The sequence below is a fragment of the Aminobacter sp. BE322 genome (assembly GCF_050433525.1).
Classification (GTDB): Bacteria; Pseudomonadota; Alphaproteobacteria; order Rhizobiales; family Rhizobiaceae; genus Aminobacter.
On sequence record NZ_JBNPXB010000001.1, the window covers coordinates 494871 to 516486 of the forward strand.

20 protein-coding genes are annotated in these 21616 nt (G+C 66.7%); 4 read left to right on the forward strand and 16 right to left on the reverse strand.

Annotation, left to right across the window (positions count from 1 at the left end; all coding sequences use genetic code 11):
• Window positions 1–38: 38 nt before the first annotated feature.
• From J2X50_RS02450 to J2X50_RS02460, 3 genes are read right to left on the reverse strand one after another with little or no spacing between them, the layout of a single operon-like run.
• A complete protein-coding gene (locus J2X50_RS02450) occupies window positions 39–404 on the reverse strand; it encodes a DUF488 domain-containing protein (RefSeq protein WP_429091140.1) in 366 nt (121 codons plus the stop codon).
• A 33-nt stretch (window positions 405–437) separates the two neighbouring features.
• A complete protein-coding gene (locus J2X50_RS02455; RefSeq protein ID WP_429091142.1) occupies window positions 438–1067 on the reverse strand; it encodes a DapH/DapD/GlmU-related protein in 630 nt (209 codons plus the stop codon).
• A 36-nt stretch (window positions 1068–1103) separates the two neighbouring features.
• Complete coding sequence (locus J2X50_RS02460) at window positions 1104–1592, reverse strand: CreA family protein (protein WP_429091143.1); 489 nt, start codon at window positions 1590–1592, stop codon at window positions 1104–1106.
• Window positions 1593–1755: 163 nt separating this feature from the next.
• Between J2X50_RS02460 and J2X50_RS02465 the strand changes: the two genes are divergently transcribed.
• From J2X50_RS02465 to J2X50_RS02480, 4 genes are all read left to right on the forward strand, one after another.
• Complete coding sequence (locus J2X50_RS02465; protein ID WP_429091144.1) at window positions 1756–1899, forward strand: hypothetical protein; 144 nt, start codon at window positions 1756–1758, stop codon at window positions 1897–1899.
• Between the two features lie 28 nt (window positions 1900–1927).
• Window positions 1928–2506, forward strand: a complete 579-nt coding sequence (locus J2X50_RS02470) for an SCO family protein (RefSeq protein WP_347965041.1) — start codon at window positions 1928–1930, stop codon at window positions 2504–2506.
• 19 nt (window positions 2507–2525) lie between these two features.
• Window positions 2526–3398: a 50S ribosomal protein L11 methyltransferase gene (locus J2X50_RS02475; protein ID WP_429091146.1), complete on the forward strand. Its 873-nt coding sequence runs from the start codon at window positions 2526–2528 to the stop codon at window positions 3396–3398.
• Window positions 3399–3566: 168 nt separating this feature from the next.
• Window positions 3567–5396 carry an aminopeptidase P family protein gene (locus tag J2X50_RS02480; RefSeq protein ID WP_429091148.1) on the forward strand — a complete coding sequence of 610 codons (1830 nt, stop codon included), beginning with the start codon at window positions 3567–3569 and terminating at the stop codon, window positions 5394–5396.
• 42 nt (window positions 5397–5438) lie between these two features.
• Here the strand turns inward: J2X50_RS02480 and J2X50_RS02485 are convergent, their stop codons facing one another.
• From J2X50_RS02485 to murG, 13 genes are all read right to left on the reverse strand, one after another.
• Window positions 5439–5735, reverse strand: coding sequence for an AzlD family protein (locus J2X50_RS02485; RefSeq protein WP_347965038.1), 297 nt, complete (start codon window positions 5733–5735; stop codon window positions 5439–5441).
• On the reverse strand, window positions 5732–6403 hold the full coding sequence (locus tag J2X50_RS02490) for an AzlC family ABC transporter permease (protein WP_429091830.1): 672 nt from the start codon (window positions 6401–6403) through the stop codon (window positions 5732–5734). The genes J2X50_RS02485 and J2X50_RS02490 overlap by 4 nt, the downstream gene beginning before the upstream one ends.
• Before the next feature lie 132 nt (window positions 6404–6535).
• Window positions 6536–8686, reverse strand: coding sequence for an NAD-dependent DNA ligase LigA (gene ligA, locus J2X50_RS02495; RefSeq protein WP_429091149.1), 2151 nt, complete (start codon window positions 8684–8686; stop codon window positions 6536–6538).
• Window positions 8687–8822: 136 nt separating this feature from the next.
• Entirely contained in the window at window positions 8823–10499 is a 1677-nt protein-coding gene (recN, locus tag J2X50_RS02500) for a DNA repair protein RecN (RefSeq protein ID WP_429091151.1), read from the reverse strand.
• Window positions 10500–10509: 10 nt separating this feature from the next.
• Window positions 10510–11382, reverse strand: a complete 873-nt coding sequence (locus tag J2X50_RS02505) for an outer membrane protein assembly factor BamD (protein WP_347965035.1) — start codon at window positions 11380–11382, stop codon at window positions 10510–10512.
• A gap of 183 nt (window positions 11383–11565) precedes the next feature.
• Window positions 11566–12501 (reverse strand): UDP-3-O-acyl-N-acetylglucosamine deacetylase, encoded by a 936-nt coding sequence (gene lpxC / locus J2X50_RS02510; RefSeq protein ID WP_429091153.1) that lies wholly within the window; start codon window positions 12499–12501, stop codon window positions 11566–11568.
• A 372-nt stretch (window positions 12502–12873) separates the two neighbouring features.
• Window positions 12874–14568: a cell division protein FtsZ gene (ftsZ, locus tag J2X50_RS02515; RefSeq protein ID WP_429091154.1), complete on the reverse strand. Its 1695-nt coding sequence runs from the start codon at window positions 14566–14568 to the stop codon at window positions 12874–12876.
• Between the two features lie 72 nt (window positions 14569–14640).
• A complete protein-coding gene (gene ftsA, locus J2X50_RS02520; RefSeq protein WP_429091155.1) occupies window positions 14641–15951 on the reverse strand; it encodes a cell division protein FtsA in 1311 nt (436 codons plus the stop codon).
• Window positions 15948–16889, reverse strand: coding sequence for a cell division protein FtsQ/DivIB (locus J2X50_RS02525; protein ID WP_429091156.1), 942 nt, complete (start codon window positions 16887–16889; stop codon window positions 15948–15950). Before J2X50_RS02525 ends, ftsA begins: the two co-directional genes overlap by 4 nt.
• Window positions 16877–17803, reverse strand: coding sequence for a D-alanine--D-alanine ligase (locus tag J2X50_RS02530; protein ID WP_429091158.1), 927 nt, complete (start codon window positions 17801–17803; stop codon window positions 16877–16879). The genes J2X50_RS02525 and J2X50_RS02530 overlap by 13 nt, the downstream gene beginning before the upstream one ends.
• A 316-nt stretch (window positions 17804–18119) precedes the next feature.
• On the reverse strand, window positions 18120–19088 hold the full coding sequence (gene murB, locus J2X50_RS02535; protein WP_429091160.1) for a UDP-N-acetylmuramate dehydrogenase: 969 nt from the start codon (window positions 19086–19088) through the stop codon (window positions 18120–18122).
• A complete protein-coding gene (gene murC / locus J2X50_RS02540) occupies window positions 19085–20491 on the reverse strand; it encodes a UDP-N-acetylmuramate--L-alanine ligase (protein ID WP_429091161.1) in 1407 nt (468 codons plus the stop codon). Before murC ends, murB begins: the two co-directional genes overlap by 4 nt.
• Window positions 20488–21615 (reverse strand): undecaprenyldiphospho-muramoylpentapeptide beta-N-acetylglucosaminyltransferase, encoded by a 1128-nt coding sequence (murG, locus tag J2X50_RS02545; RefSeq protein ID WP_429091163.1) that lies wholly within the window; start codon window positions 21613–21615, stop codon window positions 20488–20490. Before murG ends, murC begins: the two co-directional genes overlap by 4 nt.
• Between the last annotated feature and the right edge of the window lies 1 nt (window position 21616).

The following is a 21616-nucleotide window of genomic DNA, read 5'->3' on the forward strand; positions in this document are numbered from 1 at the left end:
GCAACGATCAAAACACGAGGACGCGGCAATGGGTTCCGTCACTGGGTCGGCGAGGCCTTCCCCTCCAGGGCCTCCCTGAGCACCACGGCCTGGTTGTGCGCCGCATCGTGCGCGGAAAAAACGAGCGTCAGCCGTCCCTTCGCGGCGTGGGCCTGGAGTTCGGCGAGCAGGTCCTGCCGCGCGCCCAGTTCGCCGTGGTAGCGCCGGCGGAACTCCTCCCAGCGGGCCGGGTCGTGCCCGAACCATTGCCGCAGTTCGCTCGAAGGCGCGACCTCCTTCATCCACAGGTCGACCGCAGCAGTGGCCTTGGTGATGCCGCGCGGCCATATCCGGTCGACGAGCACCCGGAAGCCGTCGTCCGGCGTCGGTACCTCATAGATCCGCTTGACGCGGATTGATTCCATGCCGCCCTCCCCGTCCGCGCCCGAACGCCGCCGCTAGCTCCAGCGGTCGAGGAAATCCTCGATTGGCAGGCGCTGCATGTCGGGGATCGCCTCGAACAGCCGTTCGGCCGGCCAGTCCCACCAGGCGAGCGCCTCGATCCGCGCCACGACCTCGGCTGGAAAGCGCATCTTCAGCCGCGTCGCCGGCACGCCGGCGACGACCTCGAAGGGCCCGACGTCGCGCGTCACCACCGCATTGGCGCCGATCACCGCCCCGTTGCCGATGCTCACGCCCGGCATGATCACCGCGCCGTGGCCGATCCAGACGTCGTTGCCGACCGTCACCGGCTTCGCCCGCCGCCGCTCGCGGAAATCGCCGTCGACGCCGAGATAGCGGAAATATTCGTTCGGCCGGTAGCTCACCTTGTGCGTCGTCAGCCGTTCCATCGGGTGTTCGAGCGCATTGATGCGGGTGTTCGCCGCGATCGAGCAGAATTTGCCGATCGTCGTGTAGATCGCTTCGGCGTGGCGCTCGAAATAGGAATAATCGCCGACCGTCACTTCGCGCAGCACCACGCGCTCGCCTATGGCGACGTGGCGGCCGAGCCGGCACCCCTTCAGCTCGGCGGTCGGATGGATGCGCGGTTCGTCATCCTTGAAACGCAGGTCGGCGGGCGTGTCCATATCGCGGCTTTACGCTTGCTGCGTTGCGCCCGCAAGCTACTCGGGCTTGCCCTTGGTCCACACGACCTCCTGGCCATAGAGCGGCACCGTCGTCATCGACATCTTGGCCGAACCGTCCTGCACCTGGCGCGAATGGGCGAGATAGATCAGCGTCTGGTTCTGCTTGTCGTAGATGCGGTTCACCACCTGCTCCTTCCAGATCAGGCTGATGCCCTGCTTGAACACCTCCTCGCCATCCTCGCCAAGATCGATGTCGCTGATGGTGATCGGCCCGGTCTGCCGGCACGAGATCGCCGTATCGGAGGGATTCTCGAACCAGTTGCCCTTTTGCAGCCTGTCGATCACGCCCCGGTCGAAATAGGAGACGTGGCAGGTCACGCCCTCGACCTTGGGGTCCTTGATCGCCTCGACGATGATGTCGTTGCCGAACCAGTCGACACCGACCTCCCCCACCTGCTGGGCGACGGCCGGAACGGTGGCGCCCAAGGCGAGAGCCGCAGCGAGGACGGAAAGGCGAAGCCGCATGGAAACCTCCTGGGATATGGTTGCCACCTTCACTTGGGTCGAAGGCGCTCCCCTTGCAAGAGCGAAGTGCCCACGACGCGCTGGCGCATGGACCGGCGTCAACATGTCCCTTTTGGTAGGCCTCGCGGCGCGCTATGTAGGAAGGATGAAACAGGCTCTGCCCATGTCCATGGCGAAGACGGCGGGGATCGCGCTCGGCCTGGCCGCGTTTGCGGCGGCCACCGGCCTCGCCTTCGCGTCCTGGCTGGACAAGGGCGCGGGTATCTTCATGTCGCTCGTCGAAGCCGGCATGTCCTGGTGCTTCTGAACCTCTCATTCCACGGAATCCTAGACCGATGATGCGCACGATCCTTGCCGGCATTCTGATCCTCATGGCCGCCGGCGTCGGCTGGCTGACCTTCGACTGGTATCGCGGCCAGAACAGCGGCCAGGCTTTCGGCGCGCCCTTCGCGCTCGTCGACCAGAAGGGCCAGGGCATTACCGAGCAGGCTTTCCGCGGCCAGCCGAGCGCCGTCTTCTTCGGCTTCACCAACTGCCCCGAAGTCTGCCCGACCACGCTGGTCGAGCTCGACAGCTGGCTGGAGCAGCTCGGCGACGAGGGCAAGGACATCCGCGCCTATTTCGTCACCGTCGACCCAGAGCGCGACACCGCCGAGGTCATGGACAAATATGTCGGCAACGTCTCCCAGCGCATCACCGGCATCACTGGCGACCCCGAAAAGGTCCGCGCCATGGCCAAGTCCTTCGGCATCTATCTCAAGAAGGTCCCGACCGAAGGCGGCGACTACACGATGGACCACACAGCCTCGGTCCTGCTGCTCGACAGCAAGGGTGATTTCTTCGGCACCATCGCCTATGAGGAGAATCCCACGGCTGCGCTCGCCAAGCTCAAGCGCCTGGCCAACGAAGGCTGACATTTTTCCCGGATAGGACATGCCCCAGACACGGCTGCACATCATCACCGGACGCGAAGCCGCGAGCCGCATCTTCGCCGCCCTTGAGACCGTCTTCGAGGAGGACGGCTGGCCGATCGCCGTGCTCGAGGTCGACGAGGACCGCGACATCCAGGAAGTATCGCTCTATGCCGATGGCGACATCGCCGACATCGAGCGCCGCATGGCCGCCGTGCTCGCCGAAGAGGGCCACACCGGGCCGATCGGCCGCGAAGTCCTGCCGGACGTCGACTGGGTGGCGAAGTCGCTGGAAGGGCTGAAGCCGGTCGAGGCCGGGCGCTTCATCGTCCATGGCTCGCATGACCGGAGCGAAGTGCGCCCGGGCCAGATCGCCATCGAGATCGAGGCCGGCCTCGCCTTCGGCACCGGCCATCACGGCACGACCGCCGGCTGCCTGGAGATGATCGAGAAGGTCGTGACCGGCGAGAAGCCGGCAAACGCCCTGGATCTCGGCACCGGCAGCGCGGTGCTCGCCATCGCCGTCGCCAAGCTCGCGCCGATTGCCGTGCTCGCCACCGACATCGATCCGGTCGCCACCGAAGTCGCGGCCGCCAATGTGAGGCTCAACGGGGTCGCCCAACACGTCGACACGGCGACGGCGGAAGGCTTCGACGACCCGGTCTTTGCGAGGCATGGCCCGTTCGACCTGATCGTCGCCAACATCCTGGCACAGCCGCTGATGCAGCTCGCCCCGGAAATGGCGACCCATCTCGCCCCTGCCGGCTCGCTGATCCTGTCGGGTATCCTCGACCGCCAGCACGACGCGGTGCTCGACGCTTATACGGCGCAGGATTTCCGCCACGTCGAGACATTCCACCGCGAGGGCTGGGTGACCATTCACCTCAAGCGCTGAAGCATCAGCATCAGAATAGCCATGGCTTGCTCGACGGAACGTGCGCAGGCACGGGCCGGGCTGCAGCACTTGGTGTGACCCTCATTCGCCTCTGGCCCATGCCCGCGGCGTTGCCAGCCAAGGCCAGCAAAGTTACCTTTACCGAAGATTAAGCATACGGGTACTCCCATGTTCCAGTCCTTCGAATCCGCCGGCAACCCTTCGGTGGGCAAGCCGCGCGTCGCCCTTCTCAGGCGATGGCTCTCCGACAACGGCCTCGACGGCTTCATCGTGCCGCGTGCCGACGAGCACCAGGGCGAGTATGTCGCCCCTCGTTCCGAGCGGTTGAAATGGCTGACCGGCTTCAGCGGATCGGCGGGCGTGGCGATCGTGCTCGCCGGGAGTGCCTTCGTCTTCGTCGACGGCCGCTACACCCTGCAGGTGCGCGACCAGGTCGATCTCGACGTCTTTGCGATCGAAAGTCTCGTCGACAACCCGCCGGCCGCCTGGATCAGGGAGAACCTGCCCAAGGGCGCGCGGCTGGGCTTCGATCCCTGGCTGCACACCGTCGGCGACATCAAGGCCCTTACAGCCTCGGCGGAAAAGGTCGGCGCGACCCTGGTGCCGCTTTCCGGCAACCCCGTCGATGCCATCTGGCGGGACCAGCCCGAGCCGCCGCTGGCTCCGGCCCACATCCATCCGGAAGCCTATGCGGGCGAACTCGCCAAGGACAAGCTGAAGCGCCTGGCATCGGCCATCGCCGCCGACGGCGCCACCCACGCCGTGCTCACCGACCCTTCGTCACTGGCCTGGACGTTCAACATCCGTGGCGGCGACGTGCCCCACACCCCGCTTGCGCTCGGCTTCGCAGTGCTCGCGGCCGACGGCCGGCACGCCGTCTTCCTCGACAAGCGCAAGCTCGGCCGTACCGAGGAAGCCTACCTGACCCAGCTTGCCGCGATCAGGGCTCCCGGCGACCTAGAGAACTTCATCGCTGACCTCGCCGGCTCCGGCGCGAAGATCGCGCTCGATCCGGCGCTTGCCGCCGAAAGGCTGCGCGCGCTGATCGAGGACAACGGCGGCACCATCGTTTCGGCACCCGACCCGGCACGCCTCCCCCGCGCCACCAAGAACGGCGCCGAAGTCGCAGGCTCGCGGGCGGCGCATCGCCGCGACGGGGCGGCCGTCGCCAAGCTGCTCTGCTGGCTCGACCGGCAGGCACCCGGCAGCATCGACGAAATCACGGTCGTCACCAAACTTGAAGAATCCCGGCGTATCACCGGCGAGGAAACGCAGATGCCGCTGCGCGACGTTTCCTTCGCCACCATCTCCGGTTCCGGTCCGCACGGGGCCATCATGCACTACCGCGTCTCGCATGCGACCAACCGTATGCTGGGCGACGGCGAGCTGTTCCTGCTCGATTCGGGCGCGCAGTACGAGGACGGCACCACCGACATCACCCGCACCGTTCCCGTCGGCACGCCGACCGAGGAGATGCGCGAGCGCTACACCCTGGTGCTCAAGGGCCTGATCGCGGTCTCTGCGGCGCGCTTTCCCGCCGGCACCCGCGGCGCCGACATCGACCCGCTCGCCCGCAGCGCTTTGTGGAAGCGCGGGCTCGACTATGCCCACGGCACCGGCCACGGCGTCGGCTCCTATCTGGCGGTGCACGAGGGTCCGCAGCGCATCGCCAAGACCGGCGTCGAGAAGCTGCTTGCCGGCATGATCCTGTCCAACGAACCGGGCTACTACAAGCCCGGCCAATACGGCATCCGGCTGGAAAACCTGATCCTGGTCACGCGCCCCGACGGGCTTGCGGGCGGCGATATCGCCATGCATGGCTTCGAGACGCTGACGCTGGCGCCCTTCGATCAACGCATGCTGCGCACCGACCTGCTCACCCGCGAGGAGCTGGACTGGCTGAACGCCTATCATGCCCGCGTCCTGGCCGAGATCGGAACGATGCTCGACGGGGAAACCCTGGCATGGCTGGAGAAGGCGACGAAGCCGATCGTCTGAGCGAGGAAAGCCAACCGGACCGGCGCCTGGTGGCGACGGTCCTCAGCCGATGAAGTGCCGCAGCGCGATCAGCACCGCGGCGCCGGCCAGGAACATCGCCATCAGGCTGCCGCGCAGCGACACGGCCGCGGCGACCGCCAGCGCGGCAAGCTCCGATGGGCCGGCCGAGAGCGCCGCCGGCGCCACCAGCGTGGTCAGCACCGCCGCCGGCACCGCGTTGAGCCCGGCCTCGACGCGCGGATGGACGCGCTCGAAGCGCGAAATGACCAGGTGCCCGCCGATCCGCGTCAGATAGGTCGCGACCGCGCCGCCGATGATGATCCACAATGTCGTGCTCATGCCGTTGCCTCCGCAGCCGCTTCGGCCCGCACCGGCAGGGCCGCGGCCAGCAGCACGCCGGCCAGCGCGCCGACCGTGACGTGCCAGGGCGAACCGATCGTCTTGTAGGCGATCATGGACGCCACGGCGCTGGCGACGACGATGGGCAACCAGCGCGAGCGCTTGCGGAAGCTCATCACCAGCCCGAGGAAGTAGATCGGCAGCAGGAAATCCAGCCCGAGCGCATGGGGATTGGGTATCAGCCGGCCGAACAGCGCGCCGAGTGCGCTTTCCGCCACCCAGAACACGTAGATCGGCGTCGCCATGCCCATGTACCAGGCAAAACTCACCTGTTCGCCGCTTTCGCCCAGCCGCTCGGTTTCCGCATATTGGGGATCGACCAGGAAGAAATAGCCGAAGGCCTGCCTGAAGACGGACCAGTGGCTGATGAACTGGCCCACCGCGGCCGAATAGAGCACATGGCGGAAATTGACCGCGAAGATGGACAGGACCACGAGCCAGGGCGCAACGTTCTGGCCGAACAGCTCGATGCCGACCAGCTGGCTCGCGCCGGCATAGATCGTGGCGCTCATGAACGTCGCCTCGTAGACGGAAAGGCCGTTGTCGACCGCCAGCGCCCCGAACAGGATGGCGAAGGGCGCGGACGCGACCACGACCGGTACGCTCATGCGCACGCCCCGCCAGAACTGACCTTGGCGATTGTTCAAGACTGCCGTCTCCTGCTTAGGGAGGCCCTGAATAGGGCCGTGGCTGCGCCCTGTCACATCAATTCGGTTGAGCCAAGGATCAGCGAAGCCGGCTCACGACCGGCCGACCCTTTCGAACCACTGGTCCTCGGTGATCACCTCGATACCGAGTTCGGTGGCGGTCTTGAGCTTCGAGCCTGCCCCCGGGCCCGCCACCACCAGGTCGGTCTTCTTCGACACCGAGCCTGCGACCTTGGCGCCGAGCTTCTCGGCCATGGCCTTGGCCTCGTCGCGCGACATCTTCTCGAGCGAGCCGGTGAAGACCACCGTCTTGCCGGAGACCGGCGACGACACGTCGCCGATGCGCTCCTCGTCGCGCGGCGTGACTTCCGCCAGCAGCGCCTCGACGACCTGGCGGTTGTGCTCCTCGGCGAAGAACTCGACCACCGCCTCGGCGACGATGGAGCCGATGCCGTTGATCGCGATGAGTTCCTGCCAGGCCGCATTGCCCTTGGCGCCCTTGCCCTCGGGCATCATGGCGTCCATGCCCGCCGCGCGGAAGGCATCGAAGCCGACGTAATGGCGGGCGAGCCGCTTGGCGTTGGTCTCGCCGATGTGGCGGATGCCGAGCGCAAACAGCAGGCGCGAGAACTCCACCTCGCGGCGGTCGTCGATGGCCGCGAACAGCTTGCGCGTAGAGGTCGCGCCAAAACCCTCGATGTTCTCGAGCTTGGTCAGCGAGGCCTCCTGGCGCCGCTTGAGCGTGAAGATGTCGGCCGGCGAGCCGATGTGCAGCGACGGGTCCTGCGACTGGAAGAAGAACTCGATCTGCTTTTCGCCCAGGCCCTCGATGTCGAGCGCGTTGCGCGACACGAAGTGGCGGAGCCGTTCCACCGCCTGCGCCGGGCAGATCAGGCCGCCGGTGCAGCGCCGCACCGCTTCGCCCTCCTCGCGCACGGCGTGGCTGCCGCAGGCCGGGCAGAGCGTCGGAAACTGGTAGGGCCGCGCATCGGCGGGACGCTTCTCCAGCACCACGTCGAGGATCTGCGGGATGACGTCCCCTGCCCGCTGCACGATCACCGTGTCGCCGACGCGGATGTCGCGCCCCTCGCGGATCGCCTGGCCGCTGTTGCCGATGCCCTTGATGTAGTCCTCGTTGTGCAGCGTGGCGTTGGTCACCACCACGCCGCCCACCGTCACCGGCTGCAGCCGCGCCACCGGCGTCAGCGCGCCGGTGCGCCCGACCTGGATGTCGATGCCGATGAGGATGGTCGTCGCCTTCTCGGCCGGGAACTTGTGGGCGATGGCCCAGCGCGGGCTGCGCGAGACGAAGCCCAAGCGCTGCTGCAGGTCGAGGCGGTCGACTTTGTAGACGACACCGTCGATGTCGTAGCCGAGCGCCGCCCGGTCGGCCTCGATCAGCCGGTATTGCGACAGGAGCCCGTCCACGCCGTCGAACAGCTTCATCAGCGGATTGGTCTTGAAGCCGTAGCGGCCGAAGGCGGCGACCATGCCCATCTGCGTGTCGGCGGGCATCTCGCTCACCTCGCCCCAGGCATAGGCGAAGAAGCGCAGCGGCCGGCTGGCCGTGATCGAGGTGTCGAGCTGGCGCAGCGACCCGGCGGCCGCATTGCGCGGATTGGCGAAGATCTGCCTGCCGGCCTCGCCGTTGCGCCGGTTGAGTTCGGCAAAGTCGGCATGGCTCATATAGACCTCGCCGCGCACCTCGAGCACTTCGGGGAAGTCGCCGTGAAGCACGTTGGGAATGTCGGCGATGGTGCGGGCGTTCGCCGTCACGTTCTCGCCCACCTGCCCGTCGCCGCGTGTCGCCGCCGTCACCAGCCGTCCGCCCTCGTAGCGGATGGAAAGCGAAAGGCCATCGATCTTGGGCTCAGCGGTGATTGCGATCGGCTCGTCGGCGGAAAGCCTGAGGAACCGCCTGATACGGCCGACGAATTCGCCGACGTCCTCGTCGGCGAAGGCATTGTCGAGCGACAGCATCGGCACGACATGCGTGACCTTGCCGAATTTCTCCGAGACGGCCGCGCCCACGGTCCTGGATGGCGAATCCTCGCGCACCAGATGCGGAAAGCGCTGTTCGATGGCGAGGTTGCGCCGGCGCAGCGCGTCATAGTCCGCATCCGAGATCGTCGGCGCGTCCTCGGCGTGATAGCGCCGGTCGTGCTCGGCGATTTGTTCGGCCAGCCGCCCTAGCTCGACGGCGGCCTCGGCCTCGCTCAGCGAATCGACGCTTCTTTCGGACATGGTGCGGCTCCGTCACAATGGCGCGCCACCATAGATCAGGATGCCCGCTCACGGGAGGCAGCCAGGGCGAATTCCACGTCAAATCAGCAGGATCGCGCAGGCTCCTGACAATAACAGCCCATCCACGCCCATGCCTCTAGGAAACCGCTGCGGTGTTCTCGCGAAGCAGGCGCTCGGCTGCCGCCCGCGCCTCCTCGGTGATGGTCGCGCCCGAAAGCATGCGCGCGATCTCTTCCTGGCGCGCCGGCCGGTCCATCTCGTGGATGCCGGTCGCGACGCGGTCGGTGTTGCCCTGCTTCGAGATCAGGAAATGGGTCTCCGCCCGCGCGGCGACCTGCGGCGCGTGGGTGACCGAAAGCACCTGGACGCGGTTGGCGAGCCGCGCCAGCCGCTGGCCGATGGCGTCGGCGACGGCGCCGCCCACGCCGGTGTCGATCTCGTCGAAGACGAGCGTCGGTGCCGACCCGCGATCGGCGAGCGCGACCTTGAGCGCGAGCAGGAAGCGCGACAGCTCGCCGCCGGAAGCGACCTTCATCATCGGCCCGGGCCGCGTGCCCGGATTGGTGCGCACCCAGAACTCGACCTGGTCGATGCCTTCCTGCAGCCGGTTGTCGACCTCGCTCGACATCTCGACGATGAACTCGGCGCGTTCGAGCTTGAGCGCCGGCAGTTCCGCCATCACCGTCCTGCGCAGGCTCTCGGCCGCCGTCTTGCGCAGCTCGGAGAGGTTTGCGGCGACGCGGTCATAGGCATCGCGGGCGGCGGCGGCCTGCTTTTCGAGCCCATGCAGGCGTTCCTCGCCGGCGTCGAGATCGGCAAGGTCGGCAACCATCGTGTCGCGCAGCCTGGCGAGGTCGTCGACGGCGACGTTGTGCTTGCGGGCGGCGGCGCGCAGCGCGAACAGCCGCTCCTCGGCCTTCTCCAGCCGCTGCGGGTCGTATTCGGTGGCGCGCAGCGCCGCGTCGACGCCCGACTGTGCGGCATCGAGCGAGATCATCGCCTCGTCGAGCGACTTCACCACCTCGTCGAGCAGGCCAGGCACCTCGGCCGCCTTGCGCTGCAGCCGGCGCAGCAGGCTCGCCAGCTGCGGCAACGGCGACGACGAGCCGGACAGCACGTCCTGCGCATCCTGGATTTCGGATGCGATCTTCTCGACCCGCATCATCGAGGCGCGCAGTTCGGCGAGCTCGGTCTCCTCGCCCGGCTGCGGATCGAGCTTGCCGAGTTCGGCGACCGATGCGCGCAGATATTCGGCCTCGCGGGCCGCGGCCTCGACGCGTGCCCGGTGGCGGGACAATTCCTGATCGGCGTTGCGCCAGAGCTTCCAGGCCTCGGCGGTCGCCCTCGCCTCGCCGACGTGGCCGCCGAAGGAATCGAGCACGTCGCGATGCGCGCCGGCGTCGACGAGCGCCCGGTCGTCATGCTGTCCGTGGATTTCGACCAGCGCCCTGCCGATGTCGCGCATCAGCGTGACGCTCGACGGCTGGTCGTTGACGAAGACGCGGGTGCGGCCGTCGCCGGTCTGCACGCGTCGCAGGATGATGTCGCCGTCGTCCTCGATGGCGTTGTCGGCGAGCATCTGCCGGGCTGGATGGTTGCGCGGCACGTCGAAGACGGCCGTCACCTGCCCCTGGCTCGTGCCGTGGCGTACGAGCGACGCATCGCCACGCGCGCCGAGCGCGAGCGACAATGCGTCGAGAAGGATGGATTTGCCCGCGCCGGTCTCGCCGGTGAGCACGGACAGGCCCGCATTGAAATCGATGTCCAGCCGTTCGATCAGGACGATATCGCGGATCGACAGTCGCGAGAGCATCGATTTGGGGTCAGGCGTCGCCGGAGAACAGCTTCCCGGCCTTGGAGATCCACGAGCCGGCGTTTTCGCGCGGCTCCAGGCCGTTGGTCTGCAACAGCTTGTAGGAGTCCTTGTACCACTGGCTGTCGGGATAGTTCTGCCCGAGCACAGCGGCGGCGGTCTGCGCCTCCGAGGTCAGGCCCATAGCGTAGTAGGTCTCGGTAAGACGCGCGAGAGCCTCCTCGACATGACGCGTGTTCGAGTAGGTCTCGACCACGTTGCGGAAGCGCTTGGCGGCGGCGATGTACTCGCGGCGCTCGAGATAGTAGCGGCCGATCTGCATTTCCTTGCCGGCGAGCTGGTCGCGGGCAAAGCGGATCTTGTCGTTGGCGTCGTCGACATATTCCGACTGGGGCCAGCGCTGCACCACTTCCTGCATCGCCTCGATCGTGCGCCGCGCTTCCTTCTGGTCCTGGGTGACGTCGCGAATCTGGCGGAAATAGCTCAGGCCGATGATGTACTGGGCGTAGGCCGCATCGTCGGTCGAGGGATAGAGCGAGAGATACCGCTTGGCCGAGTTGATGGCTTCCTCGTAGGAGCCCTGGCGATAGCTGGCGAAGGCGCCCATCACCATGGACTTGCGCGCCCACTCCGAATAGGGATGCTGGCGGTCTACGGCCTCGAACTTGCGGCTCGCCTCCTTCAGGCGGCCGGCATTGAGGTTGGCGAGGCCCTGATTGTAGAGCACGTCTGCCGGCTCGGTCTGCTCGACATAGGTGGCGAGATCGACATCCGCCTCGCTCGACATGCAACCGGAAAGTGCAAGCCCGGGAACAACGAGCGACAGCGCCACGGCAATCGGCTTCACGCGCAACTTCGGTCCACCGGCACGAATCAATGACATCACAGAATTCCGCCCCTTCGGCGTAGTTTCGCTTTTAGGCAAACGGCCATAGATCACAACTGGCCGCGCCGGGCAACGCTATCTCCGGTCATTCGCGCAATTTTGTGGCACGCGCTGGTCCGCGCCACTTCGCCGGCCAAGTGGTGCAGCAGGGCCACACCACCGTTCCGCGAATGCCGGCCGTCACAAGGTCCAGGGCGCGTGGACGGCAGCGCTGACGGCGATCAGTTCAGCCGAGCGGCCGCGCTCGCGGCGCGACGTCTCGACGATCTCGAAGGCGGAGCGATCCGAAAGCAGCCGGCGCAGCGCGGCGGCATTCAGCCTGTGGCCGCCGCGATAGGAGCGGAAGCAGCCGATGAAGCGCGCACCGGCGAGTGCGAGGTCGCCCATGGCATCGAGCGTCTTGTGGCGCACGAACTCGTTCGAATGGCGCAGGCCCTCGATGTTGATGATGTGGTTGTCGTCGCCGATGACCACCGAGTTCTCGAGCGACGAGCCGAGCGCATAGCCGGCGGCCCACAGGCGTTCCACGTCCTTCATGAAACCGAAGGTGCGGGCGCGCGAAATCTCCCGGCGGAAGATGTCGTCATTGACGTCCGAGGCGAAGGACTGGCGGCCGATGGCCGGGCTCTCGAAGTCGATCTCGACCTCGAAGCGGGTTCCGCCATAGGGACGGAATTCAGCCCAGGAGGCGCCGCTCTCGATTCGCACCGGCTTCAGCACGCGGATATAGCGGCGCTTGACACCAAGCGTCTCGATGCCGGCCTGGTCGATAGCCTCGACGAACTGCGCGGCGCTGCCGTCGAGAATCGGGATCTCGTTGCCTTCGACCTCGATGACGAGATTGTCGATGCCGAGGCCGAAAAGCGCCGCCATCAGGTGCTCGATCGTCGCCACATGCGCGCCGGCCGGGTCGCCGAGCAGCGTACAAAGGTCGGTTGCACCCACTTCCGACACAATTGCGCGGAACTCTCGGCCATCAACGTGGAACACTACACCCGTGTCGGCGTCCGCCGGCACGAAATGGATCGACACGGGCTTGCCGCTATGCACGCCGATGCCCGACAGCGTCGCACGCGATTTGAGAGTTGTCTGATAGTCCTGCAAGTCGATCCCCATATGCCCGTCCACGTCACGCCCGCTTCGCCATGAAACGGAACATGACTCTCGTCGGCTTGAATGGACGGTGCCTCATCCCCACAGCACCCGCCCTGCCGACTTCGGAACGCCGCGGCTTCGAACCGAAGCCAGTTGCACGTTCCTCGACTTTGCGCACCGCATTTGGCCGAAATAGACTTACGGCCCGATGCACTAGTCGGCGCGAAGATAGTCTTCCGGCTGATAGACTCCAAATCACGGTTTCTTACTCTGTGTAACTGCGGGGCCGCTTCGACTCGCCCCCTCAACCTTCTGATTTGACTTACCTTTTCATATCAAAAGGCGGGCGTCGAGACGCCCGCCTTTCAATCAGTGTTACCGCTCGTTCACAGTTTAGTTGGCTTGCCGGCGAAGGAATGCCGGAATCTCCAGCTGATCGTCTTCCTGCTGCCTGGGCTGCGGGGCGATCCGGCCCTGGTCGTCGAGCTGGCCGCGGCGCGGCGCATAGAGCTGCGCTTCCTGGCTGGCCACGCGACGCTGCTCGGGAGCCGGCTGGCGCAGGCGCGGTTCGCGCGGCTGTGCCGGCTGGAGCCGCGCCGGCTCTTCCTCGCGCCGGGTCAGGCCGCTGGTCAGGCGCTTGAGCAGCCCCATCGGACCGCGCTCCTCATGATCGACCGGCTGTGCCTTGGCGGCCACCTCGGCTTTCACCATCGGCGGAAAATCCTCGACGCGCGGCATGCGCGGCGCCGGAGCCGGCTGCATCATCTCGCGTTGAGGTGCCACCTGTTGCTGCACGACGGGCTGCGGCGCCGGCTGGTGGAACTGCTGCGGCTGCGGCTGATAGGCCTGCGGCTGCGGCTGTGCGGGCGGAGCCTGGAACAGCTTGCTCTGCGGGCGGAAGTCCTCGGCCGGTGCGGCGGCACGCGGCTGCGCCATGGCGACGGCGTTGGATTCGGCCAGGCGGATCGCGTCGGCGACAGGATCGTTGCTGCGCATTTCCATGCGCGGCTGCTCCTGCACGGCAACCTGCGGCTGTGCCGGGCGCGCCTCGGCGGCAGGGCGCTGTGCCGGCTTCGGCGGCGCCTGGCGGATGGTCAGCGGGGCTGCGGCGATGTCGGCCGCCGACTTGTCGATGCCGGTGGCGACCACGGAGACGCGGATGACGCCTTCGAGATCCTCGTCGAAGGTCGCGCCGAGGATGATGTTGGCATCCTGGTCCACTTCCTCGCGGATGCGGGTCGCAGCCTCGTCGACTTCGAACAGGGTCAGGTCGCGACCGCCGGTGATCGAGATCAGCAGGCCCTTGGCGCCCTTCATCGAGGTCTCGTCGAGCAGCGGGTTGGCGATCGCGGCCTCGGCGGCGGCCATCGCGCGGCCCTCGCCCGAAGCTTCGCCGGTGCCCATCATCGCCTTGCCCATCTCGCGCATCACCGAACGGACGTCGGCGAAGTCGAGGTTGATCAGGCCTTCCTTGACCATCAGGTCGGTGATGCAGGCGACGCCCGAGTAGAGCACCTGGTCGGCCATGGCGAAGGCGTCCGCGAAGGTCGTCTTGTCATTGGCGAGGCGGAAGAGGTTCTGGTTCGGGATGACGATCAGCGTGTCGACGCACTTCTGCAGCTCTTCGATGCCCATGTCCGCAGTCTTCATGCGGCGCTGGCCTTCGAAATGGAACGGCTTGGTGACGACGCCGACGGTCAGGATGCCCTTCTCGCGCGCTGCGCGGGCAACGACGGGCGCGGCACCCGTGCCGGTGCCGCCGCCCATACCGGCGGTGACGAAGCACATGTGGGTGTTCGACAGGTGGTCGATGATCTCGTCGATGCATTCCTCGGCGGCGGCGCGGCCGACTTCCGGCTGCGAGCCGGCGCCGAGACCCTCGGTCACGTGCGCGCCGAGCTGGACGAGACGCTCGGCCTTCGACATCGTCAGCGCCTGGGCGTCGGTGTTGGCCACCACGAACTCGACGCCGCGCAGGCCGGCGGTGATCATGTTGTTGACGGCGTTGCCGCCGCCGCCGCCCACGCCGAACACCGTGATGCGCGGCTTGAGCTCGGTGATATCCGGCTTCTTGAGATTGATCGTCATTGTCCTCGTCCTTTTTGCCTTTTCAAGCCGTTTCGCCGTACGGCCTTGTATGGGGTCGCCCCCGGTCAATTCCTAAAAACTGTCTCTCAACCACTGACTCATGCGATGCAGTTTTCCGCCCGTTCCCGTCGCCCTGTAACGGGAAATTCCCTTTGCCGCCTGGCTTTCGATGCCGGCCACCTGCGGATAGATCAGCAGCCCCACCGCGGTCGCGAAGGCCGGCCCCTTGGCCGCCTCCGGCAGGCCGGCCACGCCGAGCGGGCGGCCGATGCGCACGTTGCGGCCGAGGATGCGGCGCGCCGCCTCGGGCAGGCCGACCAGCTGGCTCGCGCCGCCGGTCAGCACGACTCGCTTACCCACCGCGTTGCCGTAGCCCGACTTGTTGAGCCTGTCGCGGAGCAGTTCGAGCGTCTCGTCGATCCGGGCGCGGATGATGCGCGCCATCACCGAGCGCGGAATCTGCAGCGGCACGTCGCCGTCATCGGCGCCGATCGGCTGGATGCTGACCAGGTCGCGGTCGTCGGCGCCGCCCGGCAAGGCCGAGCCGTGCATGACCTTGAGCCGCTCGGCGTCCTCCAGACGCGTCGACAGCCCCTTTGCGAGATCCATGGTCACGTGGTTGCCGCCGATAGGAATGGCGTCGGCATGGACGAACTTGCCTTCGGCGAAGACCGACAGCGTGGTCGTGCCGCCGCCCATGTCGATGCAGGCGGCACCCATCTCGAGCTCGTCGTCGACGAGCGCGGCCAGGCCGCTGGCGTAGGGCGTCGCCACCATCTGCTCGACCGACAGATGCGAGCGGTTGATGCAGAGTTCGAGGTTGCGCAGCGGCGCCAAGTCCCCGCTCAGCACGTGCATGTCGACACCGAGCGTCTCGCCGACCATGCCGCGCGGATCGCGCACGCCGCGCTCGGCGTCGAGCGAGAAGGCAACGGGCAAGGAGTGAATCACCTCGCGTTCGGACCGCAGCGCCTGCTTGGCACCGGCCGCGAGCACGCGGCTGACATCCGCTTCCTCGACCTCATGGCCGCCGAGATTGACGGTCGCCGAGAAGGCCTCGCTCTTGATGCGGCCGGCCGAGAGATTGACGATCAGCGAGTCGGCAGTAAGCCCGGCCATGCGCTCGGCGGCGTCGACCGCCAGCCTGATCGCATGCTCGGCGCGGTCGAGGTCGACGACCACGCCCGATTTCACGCCTTGCGACTTCTGGTGGCCGATGCCGATGACCTGCGCCTGATGGGTGCGGCCCTTGAGCAACTGGCTGCCCTCGGCGGGCTTCAGCTTGGCCACCACGCAGCAGACCTTGTTCGACCCCACGTCGAGCACGGTAAGGATGCCCGACCGGCGTGAACCCGCATCCTTCTGACCGCCTAGCCAGCTCATATTCTCTTCTCCGCCTTAGCCTTGACGGTCTTGGGCTTGTTCTTCAGCTCGGCCGCGCGGCGCTCGACGGCCTCGGGCGTGAGCTGCACGACCAGCCGGTCGCCAAGACGCATGTCCACGGCCGAGATGTCCCGGCTCAAAAGTCCGTTGTCGCGATCCAGCGCCATCAGTTCGGCAAGCGCCGAATCGACGCCGAATTCCGGCAATTTGACCGCAATCCCGTTGTCGAGCCTGAGGTCCCAGCGGCGTTCGCCGACGCGGATGTAGCTCCTGACGCGCGGCGCCAGTCCCGGCACCTTCTGCACCTGCGCCACGAAACCTGCGGCCTGCTCGGCGGCACCCAGCCCCACCACCATCGGCAGCATTAACTGGCTGCCGCCCGTGAAGGGGGCGATCACCCCGCCCGACTTGTCCACGACGCTGAGCTGGCGGCCATGCTGCCAGATCGCGAAGGCTTCGCGCTCGTCGATGCGGATCTCGATCGAGTTGGGATAGACCTTGCGCACGTCGGCGCCACGCACCCAGGGCAGGCTGACGATGCGCTGGCGCGCCTGGCCGGCATCGAAGCCGACGAGAGAGGTCCAGCCGTTGAGCTCGAGCTTGTCGAGGATGTCGATCTCGGAGGTTTCGCGATTGCCCGAAACCTTGATCTGGTCGACCGCGAAGCCGCTGCGCGCCGTCACCCCCTGAACCATCGTCGGGAAATGGCCGCCCACATAGGCGCCGTAGAGCGAGCTGGCGGCCAGGAAAGAAACCGTCATGATCGACGCCGCATAGCGCGGCGGCGTGAAGTCCCCGCGCCCCAAGCGCGACAGGAAACGGACGGGCTTGCGCAGATACCGCGGCAGCACGAAATGCTCCGCCGACAGGGACAGCCCGAAGGGACCCGGCTTCGCGCCGCGCACCTCCCTGTCATATCCCGTCTTCAACGCAAACACGAAGCGTCCTCCACCATCCAACTCAACAACTCACCAAACGAATGCCCGGCTTGGGCGGCAATCTCAGGCACCAGCGACGTCGGCGTCATGCCGGGTTGCGTATTGACCTCCAGCCAGACGACCTCCCCGTTTTCGGAATGGCGGTCGTCGTACCGGAAGTCAGACCGGGAGACGCCCCGGCACCCGATCGCTTGGTGAGCCTTGAGCGCCAGTCTTTGTATTTTTTGGTAAATAATCGGTGAAACTTTCGCGGGGCATTCGTGCTTTGATCCGCCCGGCACGTATTTTGAATCGTAATCGTAGAAGGCGTGCCCCGTCGGCACGATCTCGCAGACGCCCAGCGCCACGTCGCCCATCACCGCGCAGGTCAGCTCGCGGCCATGGATGTAGCGCTCCACCATGACCGTCTCTCCATAGCGCCACTCGGGCGACGAGATGATCTGCGGCGGATGCGACTGGTCCTCCTTCACGATGACCACGCCGAAGCTCGATCCCTCGGCCACCGGCTTCACCACATAGGGCGGCGCCATCGGATGCTCGTTGCGGATGGTGAAGCGGTCGAGAATCCTGGATTCGGCCACCGGAATGCCAGCGGCCTTGGCAACCTTCTTGGACTGCTCCTTGTTCATGGCAAGCGCCGAGGCCAGCACGCCCGAATGGGTGTAAGGGATGTCAAGGAATTCGAGGACGCCCTGGATCGTGCCGTCCTCGCCGAAGGGACCATGCAGGGCATTGAACGCGACGTCCGGCTTGAGCGCCGAAAGCACGGCGCCGACATCGCGCCCGACATCGACGCGACTGACCTGGTAGCCCACCCGCTCGAGTTCATCCGCGCAGGCATTACCGGACGAAAGGGACACGGGCCGCTCGGACGAGAATCCACCCATCAGGACAGCAACGCGCTTCGACTTCATCTTGCGAGAATCCCCTCTCAACTCAGAACGCAACGCCTTGTTTCCAAAGACTGAATCCGACCCGTCCGGAAGTGGAACCTCCGGATGAAAACGCGGGCTACGCGTCACGCGACTCAAATCAGGAAACGCTTTAGGTCAGAGAATCAGAGACTTGATTCCGTGGCAAGTGCCGATTGGAAATCATTGCGAATTCGTGACCCGGGCGATTCCCTTGCCACCTCGGATTGGCAACGGCGCGCGGCGAAATTCGGGCAGCAAAAAGCCCCCGGCGCCGTGGACATCGGGGGCTGTGCAGCAACGCCGCGGGTCAGTCTCCCTAGAGCATTTGCCCAAGGAACTCCTGCACTTCGTGACCCTGTTTGAACCTGCCGATGCGCTTGATCTCCCACTGCAGGCGGATGCCGGAATGCTCCAGCACGCGGCCGCGCACGGTCTCGCCGAGATATTCGAGGTCGTAGCCGGTGGCGGTGCCGGTATTGATCATGAAGTTGCAGTGCATCGGCGACATCTGCGCGCCGCCGATCATCAGGCCGCGGCATCCGGCCTTGTCGATTTCCTTCCAGGCGGAGGTGCCCTCGGGGTTCTTGAAGGTCGAGCCGCCGGTCTTCTCGCGGATCGGCTGCACCGTCTCGCGATGATGCTGGACCGCGTCCATCGCCGCCTTGATCGCGTCCTTGTCCTCGCCATAACCCTGAAACAGCGCCGAGGTGAAGATCAGGTCGGGCGCGGCCGACGAATGGCGGTAGCTGTAGCCCATGTCGGCGTTGGAGAGCACGTGCAGGTTGCCGGCGCGGTCGAGCGCCCGCACCTCGACGACGCGCTCGCGCGTCTCGACGCCGTTGGCGCCCGCATTCATGCGCAACGCCCCGCCGACGGCACCGGGGATGCCGTGGTAGAAATGGAAGCCGCCTATGCCGCTGTCGTGGGCGAGTGCCGCCACGCGCTTGTCGGGCGTCGCCGCCCCTGCCCGGATCTGCGTGTCCGACACCGTCTCGGCTTCGCCGAAACCCTTCGCCGACAGCCTCACCACGAAGCCGGGAATGCCGCCCTCGCGCACCAGGAGGTTGGAGCCGATGCCCACCACCATGACCGGGATTTCCTCCGGCACGGCCTTCAGGAACGCCGCGAGATCCTCTTCGTCGGCCGGCTGGAACAGCGCGTCGGCGATGCCGCCGGCGCGGAACCAGGTGATCTTCTCCATCTCGGCATTGACGGTCATGCGCCCGCGCAGGCCCGACAGCCGATCGGCGAGTTTGGCGAGAAGCGCTTCTCCTCCGCCCGTCACGACCCACCCCCGGCGAGTTCGCCCGGCAGGGCATAGGCCCATTGCGTGATGTTGCCGGCGCCGAGGAAGACGACGAAATCGCCCGGCTTGGCAAGCTCGCGCACGATCGGCGCGACTGCCGCTGCCCCGTCGATGTAGCGGGCGTCGCGATGGCCGCCGGCGCGGATGCGCGCGGTCAACGCCTCGGAGTTGACGCCGTCGATGGCATCTTCGCCCGCGGCATAGACCGGCGCGACCATGACCGTGTCGGCGTCGTTGAAGCACGCCGCGAAGTCGTCGAACAGATCATGCAGGCGGGTGAAGCGGTGCGGCTGGGCGATGGCGATGACGCGCCCGCCGGTGGCCTCGCGCGCCGCCCTGAGCACCGCCTTGATCTCGACCGGATGGTGGCCGTAGTCGTCGAACACCTCGACGCCGTTCCAGCTGCCGGTGTGCGTGAAGCGGCGCTTGACGCCGCCAAAGGACGACAGCCCGCGCTTCACCGCCTCGGCGGAAATGCCGAGCTCGGTCGCCACCGCAATCGCCGCCGTGGCGTTGGAGACGTTGTGGCGGCCGGGCATCGGCAGGCGAAGACCCTCGATGGTCGTAGACGACGCCGACTTGCGGTTGCGGATGACCACGTCGAAGACCGAGACCGCGCCGTCCATGCGATGGTTGGTGAAGCGCACGTCGGCCTGGGCGTTCTCGCCATAGGTGATGACGCGGCGGTCCTCGATGTGGCTGACCAGCGCCTGCACTTCGGGGTGGTCGGTGCACATCACCCCGAAGCCGTAGAAGGGGACGTTCTCGACGAACTGGCGGAACGCCTCGCGCACCTTGTCGAAGGTGCCGTAGTGGTCGAGGTGCTCCGGATCGATGTTGGTGACGACGGCGACGTCGGCCGGCAGTTTGAGGAAGGTGCCGTCGCTCTCGTCGGCTTCGACCACCATCCACTCGCCCTCGCCCATGCGCGCATTGGTGCCATAGGCGTTGATGATGCCGCCGTTGATGACGGTCGGGTCGAGCCCGCCGGCATCGAGCAGCGTCGCCACCATCGAGGTGGTGGTCGTCTTGCCGTGCGTGCCGCCGATCGCCACCGCATTGCGGAAGCGCATCAGCTCGGCCAGCATCTCGGCGCGACGGACGATCGGCAGCAACTTTTCGCGCGCTGCCTTCAATTCGGGATTGGACTTCTTGATCGCGGTCGACACGACGATCACTTCGGCGTCGCCCAGGTTCTCGGCCTTGTGGCCGACGAAGCATTCGATGCCCTTGGCGCGCAGGCGCTGCACGTTGGCGCTGTCGGCCTGGTCCGATCCCTGCACCTTGTAGCCGAGATTGTGCAGCACTTCGGCGATACCGCTCATGCCGATGCCGCCAATGCCGATGAAATGAACGAGACCGATGGTCTGCGGCATCTTCATGGCCGCACTCCCTTCTTGAATTCAGCAACGGGTATGCTGGAGGCAATAGCCTCTGCGAGGTCGGCGAGCAACCTCGTGGCGTCCGCCCTGCCGACCGACCTCGCGGCAGCCGCCATCGCCGCCATCCGCTCCGGCTCGGCCATCGCGGCGCCGAGAAGGGCCGCGATGCGCTCGGCCGACAGCGTCGACTGAGGATGCACTTCCGCACCGCCCGCAGCCGCAAGACGCGCCGCATTCGCCGCCTGGTCGTGGTCGAGCGCGTGCGGATAAGGCACCAGCAGTGCCGGCCGGCCGATCACCGATATCTCGGAGACCGTCGACGCTCCCGAGCGCGAAATCACCAGATGGGCAGCCGCCATGCGCTGCGCCATGTCGGTGAAGAAAGGCGAGACGTCGGCCTCGATGCCGAGCATCGCATAGGCCGCCTTGACCTTGTCGGCGTCCTCGGCGCGGGCCTGCTGGGTGACACGAAGCCGCCTGCGCTGCGCCTCCGGCAGCATCGCGATTGCCTCCGGAACGGCATCGGAAAAGAACTGCGCGCCCTGGCTGCCGCCGAACACCAGCAGGTTGAAGCGGTCCGAAGCGCCGGAAGTCGCATACGGCGCCTTGGCCGCCTCGATCACTGCTGGACGCACCGGATTGCCCGTCACCACGGTCTTGGCGCTGTTGGCGCCCGTGTTCTCCGGCAGGAAACCGCCGGCAATGGCATCGACCCTGCCTGCCAGCGCCCTGTTGGCGCGGCCCATCACCGCGTTCTGCTCGTGCACCATGGCCGGCACGCTGCGCCGCGTCGCCGCATAGAGCGGCGGCAGCGTCGGGTAGCCGCCGAAGCCGATCACCACCGCCGGCTTGATCCTGGCGATGACCCGGGATGCCTCGCGCACGCCGCGCCAGATGCTCCAGAACGCGCGCATAAGCGCTATCGGGTTCTTGGAGCCGATCGTCGCCGAGGGGATGGGATGGATGGCGGCCGCCGGGAATTTTCCGGCGAAGCGCTCCGCTCGGTCGTCGGTGGCGAGGTGCACCTGCCAGCCGCGCGCCGTCAGTTCGTGCGCCAGCGCCTCGGCGGGAAAGAGATGGCCGCCGGTCCCCCCGGCGGCAAGCATGACGGTACCCTTGGCCATC